General features: G+C 69.3%; 11 protein-coding genes and 1 pseudogene. 6 read left to right on the top strand and 6 right to left on the bottom strand.

Features of this window, described 5'->3' with window-relative positions; all coding sequences use genetic code 11:
* Window positions 1–74: 74 nt before the first annotated feature.
* Together OO54_RS36585 and OO54_RS46915 are read right to left on the bottom strand one after the other, a co-directional pair.
* Window positions 75–560, bottom strand: a complete 486-nt coding sequence (locus OO54_RS36585; protein ID WP_033211294.1) for a hypothetical protein — start codon at window positions 558–560, stop codon at window positions 75–77.
* Between the two features lie 791 nt (window positions 561–1,351).
* On the bottom strand, window positions 1,352–3,754 hold the full coding sequence (locus OO54_RS46915) for a hypothetical protein (protein WP_157856581.1): 2,403 nt from the start codon (window positions 3,752–3,754) through the stop codon (window positions 1,352–1,354).
* A gap of 202 nt (window positions 3,755–3,956) precedes the next feature.
* Here OO54_RS46915 and OO54_RS36570 point away from each other — a divergent pair, with 202 nt between their 5' ends.
* Both OO54_RS36570 and OO54_RS41995 read left to right on the top strand, forming a co-directional pair.
* Window positions 3,957–4,478 (top strand): hypothetical protein, encoded by a 522-nt coding sequence (locus OO54_RS36570; RefSeq protein WP_033211292.1) that lies wholly within the window; start codon window positions 3,957–3,959, stop codon window positions 4,476–4,478.
* 69 nt (window positions 4,479–4,547) lie between these two features.
* A pseudogene (locus OO54_RS41995) lies at window positions 4,548–4,766 on the top strand (GntR family transcriptional regulator); the annotation flags it as partial.
* 60 nt (window positions 4,767–4,826) lie between these two features.
* Here the strand turns inward: OO54_RS41995 and OO54_RS47895 are convergent.
* A complete protein-coding gene (locus OO54_RS47895) occupies window positions 4,827–5,165 on the bottom strand; it encodes a hypothetical protein (RefSeq protein WP_033211291.1) in 339 nt (112 codons plus the stop codon).
* Window positions 5,166–5,575: 410 nt separating this feature from the next.
* On the opposite strand from OO54_RS47895, the gene OO54_RS36555 reads away from it, so the two are divergent.
* The 3 genes from OO54_RS36555 to OO54_RS44410 all read left to right on the top strand — a co-directional run bounded on the left by OO54_RS36555 (window position 5,576) and on the right by OO54_RS44410 (window position 8,002).
* On the top strand, window positions 5,576–6,118 hold the full coding sequence (locus OO54_RS36555; protein WP_033211290.1) for a GNAT family N-acetyltransferase: 543 nt from the start codon (window positions 5,576–5,578) through the stop codon (window positions 6,116–6,118).
* A gap of 142 nt (window positions 6,119–6,260) precedes the next feature.
* A complete protein-coding gene (locus OO54_RS36550; protein ID WP_033211289.1) occupies window positions 6,261–7,139 on the top strand; it encodes an alpha/beta hydrolase in 879 nt (292 codons plus the stop codon).
* A 662-nt stretch (window positions 7,140–7,801) separates the two neighbouring features.
* A complete protein-coding gene (locus OO54_RS44410) occupies window positions 7,802–8,002 on the top strand; it encodes a hypothetical protein (RefSeq protein ID WP_078905541.1) in 201 nt (66 codons plus the stop codon).
* Window positions 8,003–8,561: 559 nt separating this feature from the next.
* Here the strand turns inward: OO54_RS44410 and OO54_RS36545 are convergent.
* Both OO54_RS36545 and OO54_RS36540 read right to left on the bottom strand, forming a co-directional pair.
* On the bottom strand, window positions 8,562–9,494 hold the full coding sequence (locus tag OO54_RS36545; protein WP_033211288.1) for a MurR/RpiR family transcriptional regulator: 933 nt from the start codon (window positions 9,492–9,494) through the stop codon (window positions 8,562–8,564).
* A gap of 918 nt (window positions 9,495–10,412) precedes the next feature.
* Window positions 10,413–10,697 carry an antibiotic biosynthesis monooxygenase family protein gene (locus OO54_RS36540; RefSeq protein WP_033211287.1) on the bottom strand — a complete coding sequence of 95 codons (285 nt, stop codon included), beginning with the start codon at window positions 10,695–10,697 and terminating at the stop codon, window positions 10,413–10,415.
* A 430-nt stretch (window positions 10,698–11,127) separates the two neighbouring features.
* Between OO54_RS36540 and OO54_RS36535 the strand changes: the two genes are divergently transcribed.
* Complete coding sequence (locus OO54_RS36535; RefSeq protein ID WP_157856579.1) at window positions 11,128–11,703, top strand: hypothetical protein; 576 nt, start codon at window positions 11,128–11,130, stop codon at window positions 11,701–11,703.
* A 202-nt stretch (window positions 11,704–11,905) separates the two neighbouring features.
* On the opposite strand, the gene OO54_RS36530 is transcribed toward OO54_RS36535, so the two are convergent.
* On the bottom strand, window positions 11,906–14,215 hold the full coding sequence (locus OO54_RS36530) for an FUSC family protein (protein WP_033211285.1): 2,310 nt from the start codon (window positions 14,213–14,215) through the stop codon (window positions 11,906–11,908).
* Window positions 14,216–15,156: the final 941 nt, after the last annotated feature.

Below are 15,156 nucleotides of genomic sequence, written 5' to 3'. Positions count from 1 at the left end.
ACCACCCGTCGAGTCCGCAGAGCCGGGACACCGTCCGGCCCGATGCTGACCATGTGCTGCCCCGGAGACAGCGATCACGGGTCCGACCTCGTGAAGGAGAGCTGTTGAAGCCGACCGAGGAAGTGCTCCAGGAACTGACCCAGCCGTCGAATGTCTCCGTCCGCTCCGACGTGGCGCTCGTCGGGAAGGTGGAGGCCGCCATCGCGGCGGACGACGAGAAGCGGGAGGAGAACGAGGACGAGCTGCTCCGCAGGAAGCCCGACCTCGCCTTGATCCCGCAGACGGAGCCGTCCCGGCAGTTCGAAGTGACCCTCTGGGACGTCCTCCACACCCTCGCCCGAGCCACCGCTCTGTCGTGGCGGGGTGCAGGGCGAGGGCTGGCGGAACACTGGGGCGCGCTCAAGTACACCCAGGCCCTGGCCGGCGGTCGCAACTCCTTCCTCGGCCTCACCGACGAGGGCCACCGCATCGCGGACCACTACAAGTCGCTGCAGTCCGGCGAACTCGGCATCGGCTTCGCGCTCACCGAGCACATGCTGCGCAGCCGCTTCCCCGGCCATTCGGTGACGATCGTCCCCGCAGACACGGCGTTACGCGCGGGCTGGGCCCTCACCAGCAGGGACAAGGGCGAGAAGGTGAAGTACCGCTACCGCCCCCAGTACTTCGCGGAGGTCTGGCGGCCGGAAGAGCCGTCCCTCGTCATCCCCCTCGCCTGCAAGGGCAACCACAGCGACGCCGCCACCTCCGCCGAGCAGCTGGCCTCCGCCTCGGCCCACGCCGAAGCGGTCCACATCGGAGCGTGGAACGAGACGCCCGGCCTGCTGTTCAGCACGCAGCTCCCGACGGACGGCGGCACGATGACCGTCCACGCCCTCCAGGCACTCGGCAGCGGAGGTCGGCTGTCCCCGGCGGAGGAACGTGAGGCGAACCTGAACGCCCCGCCGTTCCAGGCGAACGTGATGCCTGACATCCACCCGCCGACCGAGGGCCTGATGGCACCGGAGCCCGTACGGGGCTGCCACGTGCAGCCGAAGGACTACGCCTGGTTCCAGGAGTCACTGGCCCACACCACCGCGGCGGGCCTCATGGCCTTCACCGGCTCCGGCCACGCCACCGCCCGCCACCTGACCGAACGGCAGGGCCGCAAACGCTTCACCGGCCTCGAACACGCGGCCAGCACGAGTGTGCTCGTACTTGTCGTACCGACGGTGATCGAATTGAGGCGGCGGGACCGGATGAGGTCATGGACGGTCGAGCGACCTGGCCTGACACCGGCAGTGCACATGGGAAGGGCCCCGCCCCCGGGGCGAACCGGGGGCGGGGCCCTTCCTGTTTGTACTGCTTGTTCAGGCTACTCCTGGACGGTGCGGCGACGCCGCATCCACCACACCAGGGCCGCGCCGGTGGCGGCGATCGCCGCGGCGATGCCGGAGATCAGGCCGATCGGGGTGTCCGATCCGGTGTCGGCGAGGCCGCCGTCCGGGTCCGGTCGGTTCGCCGGAGGCGTCGCGCCCCCGCTGCCGCCGGTGTCGCCGTTGCCGGGCTTGGTCGGGTCCGGGCCCGGCGACGTGGGCGGGTCGGTCGGCGTCGGGTCAGTCGGCTTTGGCGTCGGCGTCGGCGTCGGCGTCGGGTCGGGCTTCCCGTCATCTGTCAGGGCGGCGCCGTTGCCGCCCAGGAACGCGGTGTCACTGTCGCGGGCGGAGGTCTCCGTGCGGACGGAGTCCTTCGTCTCGCGGGGCAGTTCACGGTGCTGGGCGGTGAACTCGACTGCGGTGATGTTCCGCTTGGGTGCCTTTGCGAAGTCGATGCCGCCGACGAAGAACGTGTAGATCCGGCCGTCACCGAGGGGCCATTCGTAGGTGAAGTCGCCCTTGGTGAAGGACTTCACCATCTCCTGCCACACGGTCCGCTTGTCCCAGTGGGCGTTCTCACCGCGCAGCGGCCACCGCTTCAGGTCGTTGCTGTCGATGATGGGACGGAAGTCGGTGGCCTTCTTCGCGTCCTGCTGGCGGATCCACTCGGCCGCGACGCGGGACTTGTAGACGCGGCGCAGGTCGGCGTACTTGGGGTCGGCGTTGATCTGCTTCTCGACATGCGGGACGAGGTACTGGGTGATCAGCCGGTGGCTGCGCTCCTTCTCCTCCTTGCTGAGCTTCTTCGAGCAGTCCTCTCCCTGTACGGGGGTGTCGAAGTCCATCGCCGCGTGGTTGACCTCCAGCGGGGCGTCGAGGATGTAGATCCCGCCGTCCTGCTCGCGGACCTTCGCCCGGCCGGGAACGATCCAGTTGCGCCCCGATCCCCAGCACGGGACCCCGTCGACCTTGGGGGCGGCGTCCATGAACTCCTTGCCCGGGGACTTCTTGGGGTCCATGGCGCGGGAGAAGTCCCGCTTCATCTCCATGTCGGCTACGAGGAGGACACGGCCGGCGTCGGTTTCACCGAACGCCTTGTCCATGATGGTGTTGGGCTGGTCGGGGTTGAGGTTCACCCACTGCCGGTCCGGGGTGAGCGCCAGCCACGTGAACAAGGCGTCGGAGGCCAGTTCGAGCTTCGCCTGTCCGCCCCAGCCCGGGTTGTCGTCCTCATCGGGCATGAGGTCGGCCTTCATGGAGTAGTCCAGAGCCTTGCCCTTGACCGGGTTGCCGACGTACTGGAGCTCCAGGGTGGAGAAGTCCACCCCGCCCGGGCCCCGGCCGAGCGCGGACCGGGCGTTGTCCGCCAGGTACTGGTTCTGCAACTGACGGGCCTGGGCCGGGTTCTGTCCCGACCCGTAGGCCATCGAGGCGCCCGGGCCCTGGGTGCCGCGGTTCGGCAGCGGGTTGAACACGTTGTACGTCTTCGTGTACTTCGTCTGCGGCCACAGGCCCTTCGCGGTCGCCCGGCGCTCCGCGATCCGGATCGGGTTGTTCCCCGTCCCCCGCTCCGCTCGCAGCTTGTCGTTCTCGGCCTTGTAGTCGCGGAGGGTGGCCCCGTTCGGCTTCTCCGACGTGAACATCGTCAGGCGGTGCCGGGTGAAGTCGTACTTCGCGTCCTTGTGCCGCAGGATGATCCTGTCGGCCCGGAGCTGGGCCGGCTTGCGCTTCCCGTCGGACTTGAACTCCCCCAGCTCACCGGTTCGCTGGTTGTAGGAGTCGTACCGCCGGGAGGCGATCTTCTTGCCGTCCTTGTCGAAGATCTCGATCGTGACCTCGCACAGCCAGTCGGGGCCGACCATGTTGAAGTCCTGAACCGCCTTGACCTCGAACACGCCCCCCTTCTGCTTGCTGACCTGCGCGCTGATCAGGTTGACCTTCCAGCTGCCGAACGGCTTGGGGTTGTTCGACTCGTTCCGGTGCCGCTTGTAGCGGGAGTAGATCGCCTTGCGCATGTCCTCCGGGTCCTTGGAGGCCGCATACGCCTCGTCCCACTTGTCGATGTCCGCGCGGCTGCCGGTGACCTGCCCCAGCTCGGCCGCAGTGGGCGCGGGAACGTTCTCGAAGCCCTTGAACGCGTTGTTGTAGTAGTACTCCTCGTCCGGCCCGGACTTCGTCCATTGGTGCTGACCCGTCGGTGCACCCGAGTTGTTCGGCGTACGCGGGATGGTCCTCTTCAGGTGCATCTGATCGCACCGCTTGCCGCCGGTGATCTTCGCGTAGTCCCCGGGCGCGGCCGACGCCACGGACGGCAGGCCGACCAGCAGTACCGCCGCCGAGGAAACGACCGCCAGCGCGGCAGATAAGCGCCTTTTCAGACGCTGTCGTATAGGTGTGCTCACGTAGTGTCCCTGGTCGTGGGGGCCACGGGACTCAAGACTGCGAGGGCAGGCCGGACAAGGGGCCCCCGTATCGTGCCCACTCCTGCCGACCCACCACACTAGAGGCCGTCAACACCTCAGGTACAAGGCGTTGTTGACGCGGCGTGTGATAACTCCGCGAAGATCCTGCGTGGGTGGCAGCGCGGTTCGGTAGGTTCTGGCCATGACCACACCCCACTCCGACTACGACTCCACCCGCCATCCTGACCTCCTGGTCTGGCTCACCGAACGCCAGGTCGCCTTCGAACGCTGGGCTCGGGAAGCCGGCGGCGTCGACCGGTTCGACTTCTCCGACGCCTCCCTCGATGCCCTGGAAGACCTCGTCAAGGAGTCATTCGCCGAGCCGGAGGAGATCACCGCACAGCGCCGCTCCCCCTTCGTCCAGGGTGCCGTCTGGTACATCGGCGAGACCCTGCGCCGACGGCGCGAGGGCTGGGCATGGAAGTTCGAACCGGACGTCACCTTCGGCCTGCTCCCGGCGTTCTATCCGGCGATCCCGGACCCCGCATACCTGGACACCCCCTGCGTCGGCGCACCCGACGCCAAGCCCGGCGAGCACTGGTACCCCCTGAACACGCTTCGCCGACTCCTCGCCACCGAAGACGAGTTCGACAACCCGATCGACGAACGACTCGTCGGCATGATCGAAGGCTGGTACGACGAAGACGAGGAGGACGACGAGTAACTGGCGCCTCAGTGCGGGCGCCAGGCCGTGTCCGATGAATTGATCTCGTGGTGGGTCGTGGTGAGCTGACGGCTCGGCGTCGCCGAGGGGGACCTGCGCGTCCGTACCGTGTGCAAGTTCCTCGCCGACGGGCGGTCCGTGCAGTTGTCGACGAGCTCGGAACCGTACGACCTCACGGGCGGCACTCTCATCGTTCTGCCCGACGGCGGGCCGCACGCTGGTACTGGCGTCGCGAACCGCATGGCAGAGATCGGCATCATTGTCAGTCATGCCGTCGAACAGCCCGAGCTGACCTTGTAGGCCCGCCCCTCATTTGTGCGCCGGCTCGCCACCGCCACGGGCAATCAGTCAGGGGCCCCTCTGTGCCGACCAAGATCCGGACCACATGCGGACCAGCTGCCTGCAGCTTGGCGAAAGGTCCGTGAAGAGCTTCTTCACCCGGCGCCGCTCCATGCCTTCGGTGAAGTAGCCGCCCGAGCCGCGCAGCAGGTAGCCGTCCGTCGTGGTGCCGTGCTTCTCCGCGTACCGCTCGATCGCCTCGTCCTGCGTCCCGAAACCGGACTCCTCACGCTGCTTGCCCAGCGCGTCCCGGAACCGGATCGAATACGGGTGAGGGCAGCGGGTGGGCTTGACGCAGCCGCATTCTTTGAAGAAGGACCCCATGCCACGGGCGAGCTGTCGGGCCATGTCACACGCCATCCGTTCCAACCCAAGAACCATGCTCAGGCGCCGCGCTGCAAATCGAAGGTCAGCAAGCGCGGACGCATGCCGACCCATCGACATCGACCTCGACCTCGACCTCGTTCAACGCGACCCCCACACCCGCGGCTTCACCGTCCAACCCCGCCGCCGGGTCGTCGAAGGAACCCTCGGCCGGATCATGCACCACCGCCGTCTGGCCCGCGGCTGCGAAACCCACCCACACCGATCAGCAGCCATGATCCAAATCGCCGCCATCATCCTCATGACCCGGCGCCTCACCCACCAAAACACCCCCGACTGCCGCGACACCTGACCGCAAACGAAACGGACAACCGAGCATCAAACGCTCACTTAATCGTTTGCCGTCGGCGCGGCCGGTCGGATAGGAAGCTTGCATGCTGAGAGGGAGCAAGGTCGGGCTGCGGGCCCGTCACGTGGAGGACATCCCGATCCTACGGACCGAGCTCTACGACGACGTGGTGAACGGGTCGCGGGCCGAGGCGGCGCCGTGGCGGCCGGTGTCGCCCGACTCGAAGGACCTGCGGCTCGCGGTGGACGACACGCCACCGGACCGTGTCCCGTTCTCCGTCGTGGAGTTGGAGGACGGCACGCTGGTCGGCACCGCGAACCTGTGGGGCATCGACAACCACAGCCGGTCCGCGCACATCGGCCTCGGTCTGCTGCCGGCCGCCCGCGGCAAGGGCTATGGCACGGACGTGGTCGCGACCCTCTGTCACTACGGCTTCGTCGTACGCGGCCTGCACCGGCTGCAGATCGAGACGCTCGCGGACAACGACGCGATGCTGCGCGCCGCCGAACGCAACGGCTTCGTCCGCGAGGGCGTCCTGCGCTCCTCGGCCTGGGTTCTGGGCGAGTTCCTCGACGAGGTACTGCTCGGACTCCTCGCCGAGGACTGGAAATCGGACACGAAGGGCTGAGACATGAACTCCGTCATCCACAACTGGCAGTCCCTGCGCGACCGGTCGACGCGCTGACCCTGGTATCGGCTGCCACCGCCGCCGATACCGGGTCCCACGTCGACCGTTCACCTTTCACCTCTGGATGACGAGGATCTTCAGCATGCGCGCACACTCGCGCCCCACTTTCGTCTGCGTTCACGGCGGCTCCAGCAACGCCCGGGCCTGGGGCCCGCTACAGAACGAGCTGGCCCTGCTCGGCCACCGCTCCCACGCCGTCGACCTGCCCGGCCACGGCGACCTCGCCAACACTCCCGCCGCTTACTACCGGCAGCCCCAGGACCTCACCGAACTCGCCGCCGCGCCCTCCCCCCTGCGCGGCGTCACCTTGCAGGACAACGTCCGCCACGTGGTCGACACCCTGCGGCGCCTCGCCCCGTCGGGCCCGATCGTGCTGGTCGGCAACAGCCTCGGCGGCCTGACCATCAGCGCCGTCGCCAACGCCGCACCGGAGCTGCTCCACCGGGTCGTCTACCTCTCCGCCCTCTGCCTCGCCGACCCGGCCATGCTCACCGAGGCGTGGGACGTCGTCGACGACAACCTGCTGGACGGCGCGGTCGCCCGAATCGCCGTTCCGGACGTACCCGACCCGGGCGTACGGGGTCCCGGCGTCGTCCGGCTCAACTGGCGTGCCGCCCACGCCGATCCCGACATCTTCGCCGCCTTGAAGGCCGCCGTCATGGCCGACTCCACCGACCACCAGTTCCGGCTGCTGCTCGACTCCCTGGACCCGGACGAGACCTACGCGGCGATGGAACCCGGCGCGCTTGTCCAGGCCGAGACTTGGGGCCGGGTCCCGCACACGTACGTCCGCCTCACCGCCGACCGCAGCCTCCCCCTCACCGTCCAGGACCACATGATCCGCACGGCCGACGCCCTCACCCCCCACCACCCCTTCGACGTCCACACCCTCGCGGCCTCACACGTCGGCTACTTCAGCCGGCCACAGCTCTTCGCGAAGCTCCTGACGAGCCTCGTCTGAAGCTGCCCCCACACCCCGGGCGACCGGGGTGTGGGGCCCCTGCCGCATGTCGCGAAAGGGATCACGGCAGCGACTCATCACGTGCCTGGCTGCCGAACCCGTCGGCACACTCCGCGCCGTGACGACCGATGACCACAGCTCCCGCCCCGCCTTTCGTCTTCCAGGCCCCCTGTTCCTACCAGCACCACAGCTATGCCGAGACCGAGACCGATCGAATCCCGGGTGTCCCCGGAGGACGGGCGACGTGCAACCGCTCGAGCCCCCTCACTCATCGCCCTCGGCTGCTACCGCTGGCGTCTGCTCGTCTTGCACGAACGGCCCAGGTGGCATCAACATGACTGCGCTCACAGAGCGGTGGATGTCGGCAAGTACCGCGATGGTTGCTGCAGCCCTCGTCCTCCCTGGCTGTTCAGACGCGGAGGCGGACCGACCCGCGGGCGCTTCAGTCACGGCCGCAACCTCAAGATCGTCTGAGCCCCCGCCGACCAAAGAGCAACTGAAGGTTCTCGCCTTCAAGGACGGCGAGGCGCCGCAGGCACACAGCACTCCTGTGCAGGACCCCGGCCCGAAGAGCGGGCAGAAGAGATTCCCACCGGTTACCGATGCCTCCTGTCAAAGGGCCCTCGACGTGCTCGGCTCCGAGACCGCCTCTGCTTTCGTCCGTGGGCGACGAAGCCCTCAGCTTTCACCCGACCATGCCGCTGCCGGACGGAGGCGGACCGCGGGACGAACACCACGTCTTCGTCCGGACCGGCAACGTCACGGCGAGCTTCCAGGTACTGGATGCCGGCCGGAAGGCCGAGTTTCCCCTCGACCTCGTCAAGAAGCAGGTCGACCGACTGACCAGCGCCCAGAGCGGCTGAACAGCTTCACACCGACGTGCGTCCCTTGTGCGCGAACCCGCCGCGCCGGCGAGGTCTCGCCGCTGTCGTGGACCTCGATCCGTAGCTGATCGTCGAGGGACCCGGCACGCACAAGGACCAGCCGGCCCTGGTCGCCCCGCCGGCGGACAGAGTCAGATCGGCCCGGGCCTTGGCTGCCTTGGTGGTGTCTCCGCTTGCCAGGCGCGCCGCCCGGTGGTCGCGGAGGTGCCGTTCAAAAGGGCGAGGGGGCGGGGCAGCGCCCACCGCTTGAGCTGGGCCGGTCGTGCGGGTGCGGCTCTGTGTTGCGGCCCCGACCCAGGGGTTGATCGGGGCCGCTACAGAGCGTCCGCGATCACGCGGCGCAGACCGTCGAGACATCGGCGCCGTCCGAGGAGGAGGGGGCGGCCTTCGATGTTCTGTTCGGCCTTCAGGGGCTCCTGTAGTAAATATATATACCGCCAAGTAGGCAAGGGTATGAAAATTTTCATTCCAAACGATCACGGCGAAGCCCAGGACCCACCTCTTCAGGTGCTTCGGTCGGTGTCAGTGCCGGCCGGTCTCAGTCGTCCAGGAAGAAGTCGTGCTGCTCCGCCGCCTGCTCGTACTTCTCAAGCCGTGTCTGCGTACGCTCCGGGTCCGCGTCCGCCATGGCCTGGAGGATGGCCGCGGACAGCACCCCCGGCGCCGCGTAGGAGTCGAAGACGAGCCGCGAGCCGGTGCCCGCGGTGAACACCTCGTCGGCCTCCTCGGCCAGCGGCCCGAGCGCGAGGTCCGTGATCAAGGCGACGCGCAGGCCGACACCGCGGGCGGCACGCACGAGCGCGAGGGTCTCTCGGGCGTGCCGCGGCATCGCGAAGGCCAGCGCCCATGTGCCGCCCGCCTCGCGCGCCTGGAGCAGCCCGTCGTAGGCGACGCTGCCACCCCGCGTCACCACCCGGACATCAGGATGGATGCGCCGCGCCGCGTACGCGAAGTACTCGGCGAGAGAGACCGAGATCCGCAGGCCCACGACCGTCAGGGGCACGGACCTCGCCAGCTCGCGGCCGATGCCGACGATCCGGTCGGGGTCCGCGAGCGCACGCCGCAGGGACGTCAGGTTCTCGATCTCGGCATCGATCGCCGACTGGAGCTCGTTACGATGCCGCTCCTCCCCCTCACCCGGTACACCCGCGACCGCACTGAGCGCGATGGGCTGCAGCGCCTCCCGGAGCGCCGGGTAGCCACTGAACCCCAGCGAAGTCGCAAACCGGGTCACCGACGGCTGGCTGACCCCCACCCGCTCCGCAAGCTCGGTGATGGACAGAAACGCGGCCTCCGTGAGGTGATCGGTCAGGAACCGGGCAATACGCCGCTGCGCGGGAGACAACCGATGCCCGCCGAACAACGCCCCCACCCGCTCGGCAGGAGAAGCCGTCTCGCCCTCGGCCCCGGACGACCGCCTGCCCGACGTGATCGCGGCTGCCTGAGCACGCGCCTGCTGCCCGGATGCCACAGGGAGCCTCCCTCTCGTCTCACTGCCGCCCAAGATAGTTCACCCCGGCCGGCCTCAAGATCCCGAAGCGCCAGCCCGCCGGCACCACGCCATGACACCACCATGCACGCGGAGACGTGCCCGAGCGCGACTCACCACGGCAAAGCTCCCGCCTGCGGGAGCAAGGGGCCTTCCCCACGGGGACGGGTGGTCGGCAGCACTTCATCTGGGAGACGGCGATCCGCCGGGGCGCGGGGACCATCCCCGCGGGCAGCGAGCGGGCGGAGGACACACCCGAACCTCGCGCGCGCTCGGGGGAGCGAAGAGAGCAGGCGAAGGCGAGAGGAGACCGAGACACCAGCGACCCGAACCGGCTCGACGAAGACCAGGGCCCCGATGACGGCATCGCCTGCGAAGCACTGCCCAGGCGCAGCATGGAGACGGTACCGCCGGTGGGCCCCAGCGCTCCAGCCGTTCGGCCACTGGCCCCGGGGACCGCCACTGCGCAGTCGGCGGCCCCCGTCGTTCCCGCACCTGTCGTTCCGAGCCGCGGCACACGGGCGGGGGTCGGCGGAGCGTTCCGTCCGTCCGGTCTCAGTCTGGGCGTAGGCCTTGCCCTGTCCGTCGGGGCCACCGTGGCCGGCGGTTACCTTGCCGCACGACACCTGCGCCGTACGGATTGACCCGTCCGCGAGCGCGCGACCCCCGGCATACCCGGCCGGGCGGATCAGTGTGTGAGCTCGGTGCAGCGGATGTCGCCTGCCTGAGGCCATCCCCACACAGGCGAGGAGTACAAGCCCGGCGCAGCGTCCCTGGTCTGTTCCTGACGGGAACAGACCATGATGGGGCTCGCCGAAGATGGCTCTCACCGGATTTCCGTGAAGGGCTGGATCGTCGCAGTGGAGGTGGTTGGGATCCAGCGACCCACTTCGCAGATCGCTACCCAGCAGCCACAACCGGGCCGGCTGTGACCTGAGGACCGTTGGGGAGCAGCGGCGCGAGGTTTTCCCTTACGAAGTCGGCCGCCCGCTTGATCGACTCTTCGGCCCCGGACTGGTCTTCAAAGACGCTGGTAGAGACCATCACTCCGTTCCCGGCGTCCACCCAGTAGTAAGCCACGAAGCCGGGGACCCGGCGGAGGAGAGGCACGAATCCCTCGTCCACTCGACGCCCTGCCTCGGCAGAGTCCGTCACTCCTTCGTAACGCCGAATCACCGCGTACATAGCTGATCTCCTCATGGATCCCAGGGTCACCTTGCGCGAAACGACATACCCCCACCGGACGCCTCTCGCTCGGGTGACGTCCGGAGGTGACCTGGATAGACGCACCGGTGGGCCGAACCGGGCATCAACTGTGGCCGGGGGCTGGGCGAACCGGAACTTCATGGAAGTCCGGTCAGAGCCCTGAAAATCCCCGCCCCTCGCTCAGGGATGGGACAGATCTGCTCGCCGAGGTTCCTCACCCTCGTCGGGCTGAACAGCAACGGAGCGACGGACCTGCAGAGTCGCCCGTCAGCCAGCCGTCGCGCGGGCACCGGAAGCCGTCGCCGGAGGCGATCGCCGAGCTCACAGCCCTTCGCGCCCGGCAGTCTGCTGATCGGGGATTGACATGATGGGCGCCGGCAAGTTCTCAGGTGTCTTTCGAGGGGCGACCATGGCGTTCAAGGCCGAAGCCGAGTTCGGAGTCGCCGGACGGGACGAGTGGTTTTATGCGCCGGCTGTCGGCGTCGGACCGCTCCGGTTCGGTATGACCGTCGACGAAGTGGTCGAGGCGGCTGAGACAGTCGGCCAGACGAAGGTCAGCGATGGCGCACAGGGCCACACGATCTTCTCGCCGACTTGGAAGGTCGAGGTCCGCCGTCGCGGGGTGGCTGCTTCTCCACCTGCCGTCACAACCTACGTGAGCCAAGCTGCGGGGCTGTTCTGCATCGCTGTCGATGCCGTGAACGGCCCCCAGGTCGCGTACCACGGTATCCCGCTGGTCGGGAGAGACCTGTCGGAGCTGGAGAGCGACGCAATCGCGTATGCCGAGGCAATGAACGTGTACTTCCGCTACACGCCCGAGGGCTACGCAGGACCCGATGATCCCGGGGTCGTCATGCGCGGGCAACTGGTCGGGCCGCTCCTTCGATCGCGTCCGTTGTTCATGGTGACGCGCGACGGCGCGAATACCGAATGGGACTCGATGCCCTCCGAGGAGTACCACTTCAACGGTCGGTCCACGGCCTGACGTTGTGTGACTCATGAGGCGAGGTGGAGGTCCGAGTACGCCGGCCCACCAGTCGAGGTCGCGTCCGGGCCGCCCGTTGCGTCATGCGCGTCGACACCGCGCGGGGAGCCTGCGGTGCGGGAGAACGAACCCGGTGTCGATGTCGGCGGCGCCTTCGGCCGGCACGGACACGCCTTTGACAGGCGTAGGTCAGGCCCCGGCGTCACGTGGATGCCACCGCGTCCCAGCCGGTCGCCGCCGGTGGGTCGGCACCGCTGTCGCCGTCGCTTCCGCCATCGAGCCGTGCCAGGTCCGTCGTCAGCGCGGCCAGCCAGGACACGGTCGCGTAGTACACCCGAGGCGCGCCTGGCGGGTCGTCGGCGAGGGCGGTGGAGGGCATCGAGGAGTGGTGGGGTGCGGGCGCTTCCGCAGTGTCCCCGGTGGGATCCGTCCGGGCGGAGGTGAGCAGCATGCTCGCCGCGACCCGGTCGCCCGTGCTGATGACGGACTCCGCGGCCTGTCTCCCCAGCGGCGGAACCACGAGGGGCTCGGGAGGTACGAGAAGTCGGTCGGCGCCCCACAGCGTGTGGTGCCCGGCGATCAGCGCGGCCTGCCAGTCCTGGCCCGCCGGCGGCGGAGTGGGCCCCGCGGGTTCGCTCTGGTACTGCGCGTACGCCGACTCCGCCATGACCAACGCGTGCTGAAGCGAACGGTGGCCCGGCGCGGTGGCCAGAGGTACGCGGCGGCCGCCTGCCGTGATCTGCGCCGTCGTGGCCACGACGATTTCCGCGGCGGTCCGCAGCAGCTCCGCGACCGACCGCCGCAACTCGTCATGGGCGCCCCGCGGCCAGGCCAGCAGCCCGAACACGGCACCGATCGCGCTGCCGGTCAGCACGTCGAGCAGCCGGAACTCCGCGAGCTGCCAGGTGGCCGGCGCCAGCTGCGCGAAGACCAGGGAGACCACCACCGTGAACAGCGCCTGCGCCCATCCGACGCCCTTGACGGGCCCCAGGGTGAAGGTGAGGAGCATCAGCGGCGGCAGTGCCACCGCGTAGACCTCGATGTCGGTACCTGCCACGGCCAGCAGCGCCGCCGCGGCCAGTGCACCGACGAGGGTGCCGGTCAGTGCCCTCCGTTCCGTCGCCCGGGTCTCCCGTACCGTCGTACGTGTCAGCGTCAGGGTGGCCAGCAGCACCCAGAAGCCGTGCGGGAGCGTGTCGATGCCCGCGATCAGCCGGGCCGCCGCCAAGGCCAGGCTGATCCGTACGGCGTTCTGGAAGAACACCGAACGGCCGCCGACGTGGCCCGACAGGCGCCGCCACCACAGCTGCGGTGCCCGCATCCGCGCGTACCAGAACGGGCCCGACGGCGATACGCCGGCCGCCCGGCCCCGTACGGCGATGTCGGCCGCGGTGGACATCGCCAGCGCGGCATCCGCCACCTCCAGCAGCGCCGCATTGCGGCGCAGTACAGCAGGAGAGCCGTCGTCGGCCGCCGTCAGGCTTCGACGGACCTGCCGCAGACGGGCATGCGCCCGGCCATCGGGGCTGCTGCCGCGTAGCCGGGCGGCGGTCTCCCTCGCCGCGTCCGCGACCGCCCGCAGCGGGTCCGGTTCCCCGTCCTGCGCCACGTCGGCCGCTCCCGCCCGGGTTTTCCGGCCCACGTGCTCCTCTGCCGCTTCGCCGTCCTGGTCCGCGCCCCGCGCTGCCGCGTCGCGTTCCGCTCCCCCTGTCGTCCCGGACCCGGCTCCGCCTTCCCGGGGCGTAACGGCACCCGGGCGAGGTGGCGGCAGCACCTTCAGCCGACCGAGCAGGGTGCGCGTCGCCAGGCCCGCGTGGGCCAGCGCCCTCGGCCGCAGGCCCGCCCCGGCCGGCCGTTCCGCCTCGGGAATTTGGGAGGAACGCAACCCCGTGCTCAAGGCCTGGGCGATGCCCAGCGTGGCCTCCGGCAGCGTGTACGGGGCGGAGCGCAGCCGGTCCGCGCAGCGCGCCGCGCTTTCGGCGGCCCGGGCGACCCGTTCGCGGTAGGGCAGGGCCGCCGGCTCGGGCAGCAGTGTCATCTCCGCGATGGTCAGCAGGACGAGCCCGAGGGTCGCCCCCGCCAGCCGTTCGCCCAGCGAGGCGGGGTCGTAGGGCGGGAACGACGGCAAGATGTACATCAGCTGCAGCCCCGTGGCCCCGCCCGCGAACCGTGGCCCTCCGACGGCCATGAACGCCAGCGCGAAGCCGACGACCAGCATGCCGAGGACGGCACTCCACGTCCGCACGGACAGGTAGGTGCCGAGCGTGATCAGCACCCAGCACACGGGCACCACGCCCGCCAGCAGCACGGCCCGCTGGCGTCCGGATCCGGGCAGATGGGACAGCCCGGCCATGGCGATCGCGCCGAACAGCGCGTACGTCGCACCGACCGCCGAGTCGAAACCGTAGAGAAGCACGTAGAACCCGGCCGTTGCGGCGATCGTGACGCGCAGAGCCCGTCGCGCCGCCGCCTTGTAGGCGGGCGACGGGCGTCGCAGGAACGCGCCAGCCATGCCTTCAGGATCACCCGCCCCGCCGCCCCTGGCACGACGGAAGGCGTACAGCCCGGTAGCGCAGTCCGTTCTGGGTCTGCTCCAGGTCCGTCCCGTACGCAGCCGCCCGAAGCTCGTCGGTGCGGCCATGCCGTGCCGGCAGTGCGGCCGGTTGCTCACGATTGAGCAACGTGGTGCCGCTTGTGTGCCACGGGGCGTTCGCGCCGTCGGTGTGGCCCTGACGCTCGCGGATCGCGGCGAGCAGCCCGATCGCCGTGTCAGGACCGATCCCCCGGCAGCACCACGCAGGTCGGGACACAGGTGCTCGACCTGGGTGGCGAGCAGCGCGGTGGCTTCCTCGTCGCGGTCGGTTGGCGTCGGCCGCGATGCCGACCAACGCCACGGCGGAGGCCTGCTCACTGATGCGCGGGCGCAGCAGGATGAAGGACGCCTCTTCGGCGCGGCCGTGCCGGGCGGGCAGGCGTGTGCCGGACTCCCGGGCCTCCGGGTGTCCGGCCACCCACGCGGACCCTGGTGACCCCGGGCGCGTCGTCGACGCGGCCCAGCCCTCCAGCAGCTCGGCCGCGGCTACGACGGCCGCCGCCAGGTACGGGCAGAGCAACTCCAACACGTCGACCTGACGGCCCTGCTCACTCGCGCCATGGCGCCCAGGCCGGCCCTCAGAGCCACCGCACCGCAGCTCCCCTCACCGTCGCCCCCGCCCTCGCCCCAGAGCGTTCACTCCCAGTTCATTGCAATGAACAACGCGGTCGTTGTTGCATTCCATTCAGGACCATTGCAATGAATTCTCGGCTCTGACCTGCATCTTCCATGTTTCTGCGCAACGAACTCGTTGCCAGAACCTCGAACGCAACGTAGCTTTTCCTTCATCAGAAACAGCGGGCCGACAGGGAGCCCGCCACTGGACAAGGAGCAGGACATGCAGAAGTTCGCCACCCCCG

Source organism: Streptomyces wedmorensis, assembly GCF_000716445.1.
In the GTDB taxonomy this organism is placed as follows: domain Bacteria; phylum Actinomycetota; class Actinomycetes; order Streptomycetales; family Streptomycetaceae; genus Streptomyces; species Streptomyces wedmorensis.
Note: the sequence above shows the minus strand (reverse complement) of the source record. Positions and strands in the feature narration are given on the sequence as shown.

Excerpts from the sequence above, each read along its gene's own strand:
- OO54_RS36585 (WP_033211294.1), bottom strand. The coding sequence starts at position 560 with ATGGCCGGGGAAGCGGCTGCGCAGCATGTGCTCGGTGAGCGCGAAGCC.
- OO54_RS36570 (WP_033211292.1), top strand. The coding sequence starts at position 3,957 with ATGACCACACCCCACTCCGACTACGACTCCACCCGCCATCCTGACCTC.
- OO54_RS47895 (WP_033211291.1), bottom strand. The coding sequence starts at position 5,165 with ATGGCCCGACAGCTCGCCCGTGGCATGGGGTCCTTCTTCAAAGAATGC.
- OO54_RS36555 (WP_033211290.1), top strand. The coding sequence starts at position 5,576 with ATGCTGAGAGGGAGCAAGGTCGGGCTGCGGGCCCGTCACGTGGAGGAC.
- OO54_RS36550 (WP_033211289.1), top strand. The coding sequence starts at position 6,261 with ATGCGCGCACACTCGCGCCCCACTTTCGTCTGCGTTCACGGCGGCTCC.
- OO54_RS36540 (WP_033211287.1), bottom strand. The coding sequence starts at position 10,697 with ATGTACGCGGTGATTCGGCGTTACGAAGGAGTGACGGACTCTGCCGAG.
- OO54_RS36535 (WP_157856579.1), top strand. The coding sequence starts at position 11,128 with ATGGCGTTCAAGGCCGAAGCCGAGTTCGGAGTCGCCGGACGGGACGAG.
- OO54_RS36530 (WP_033211285.1), bottom strand. The coding sequence starts at position 14,215 with ATGGCTGGCGCGTTCCTGCGACGCCCGTCGCCCGCCTACAAGGCGGCG.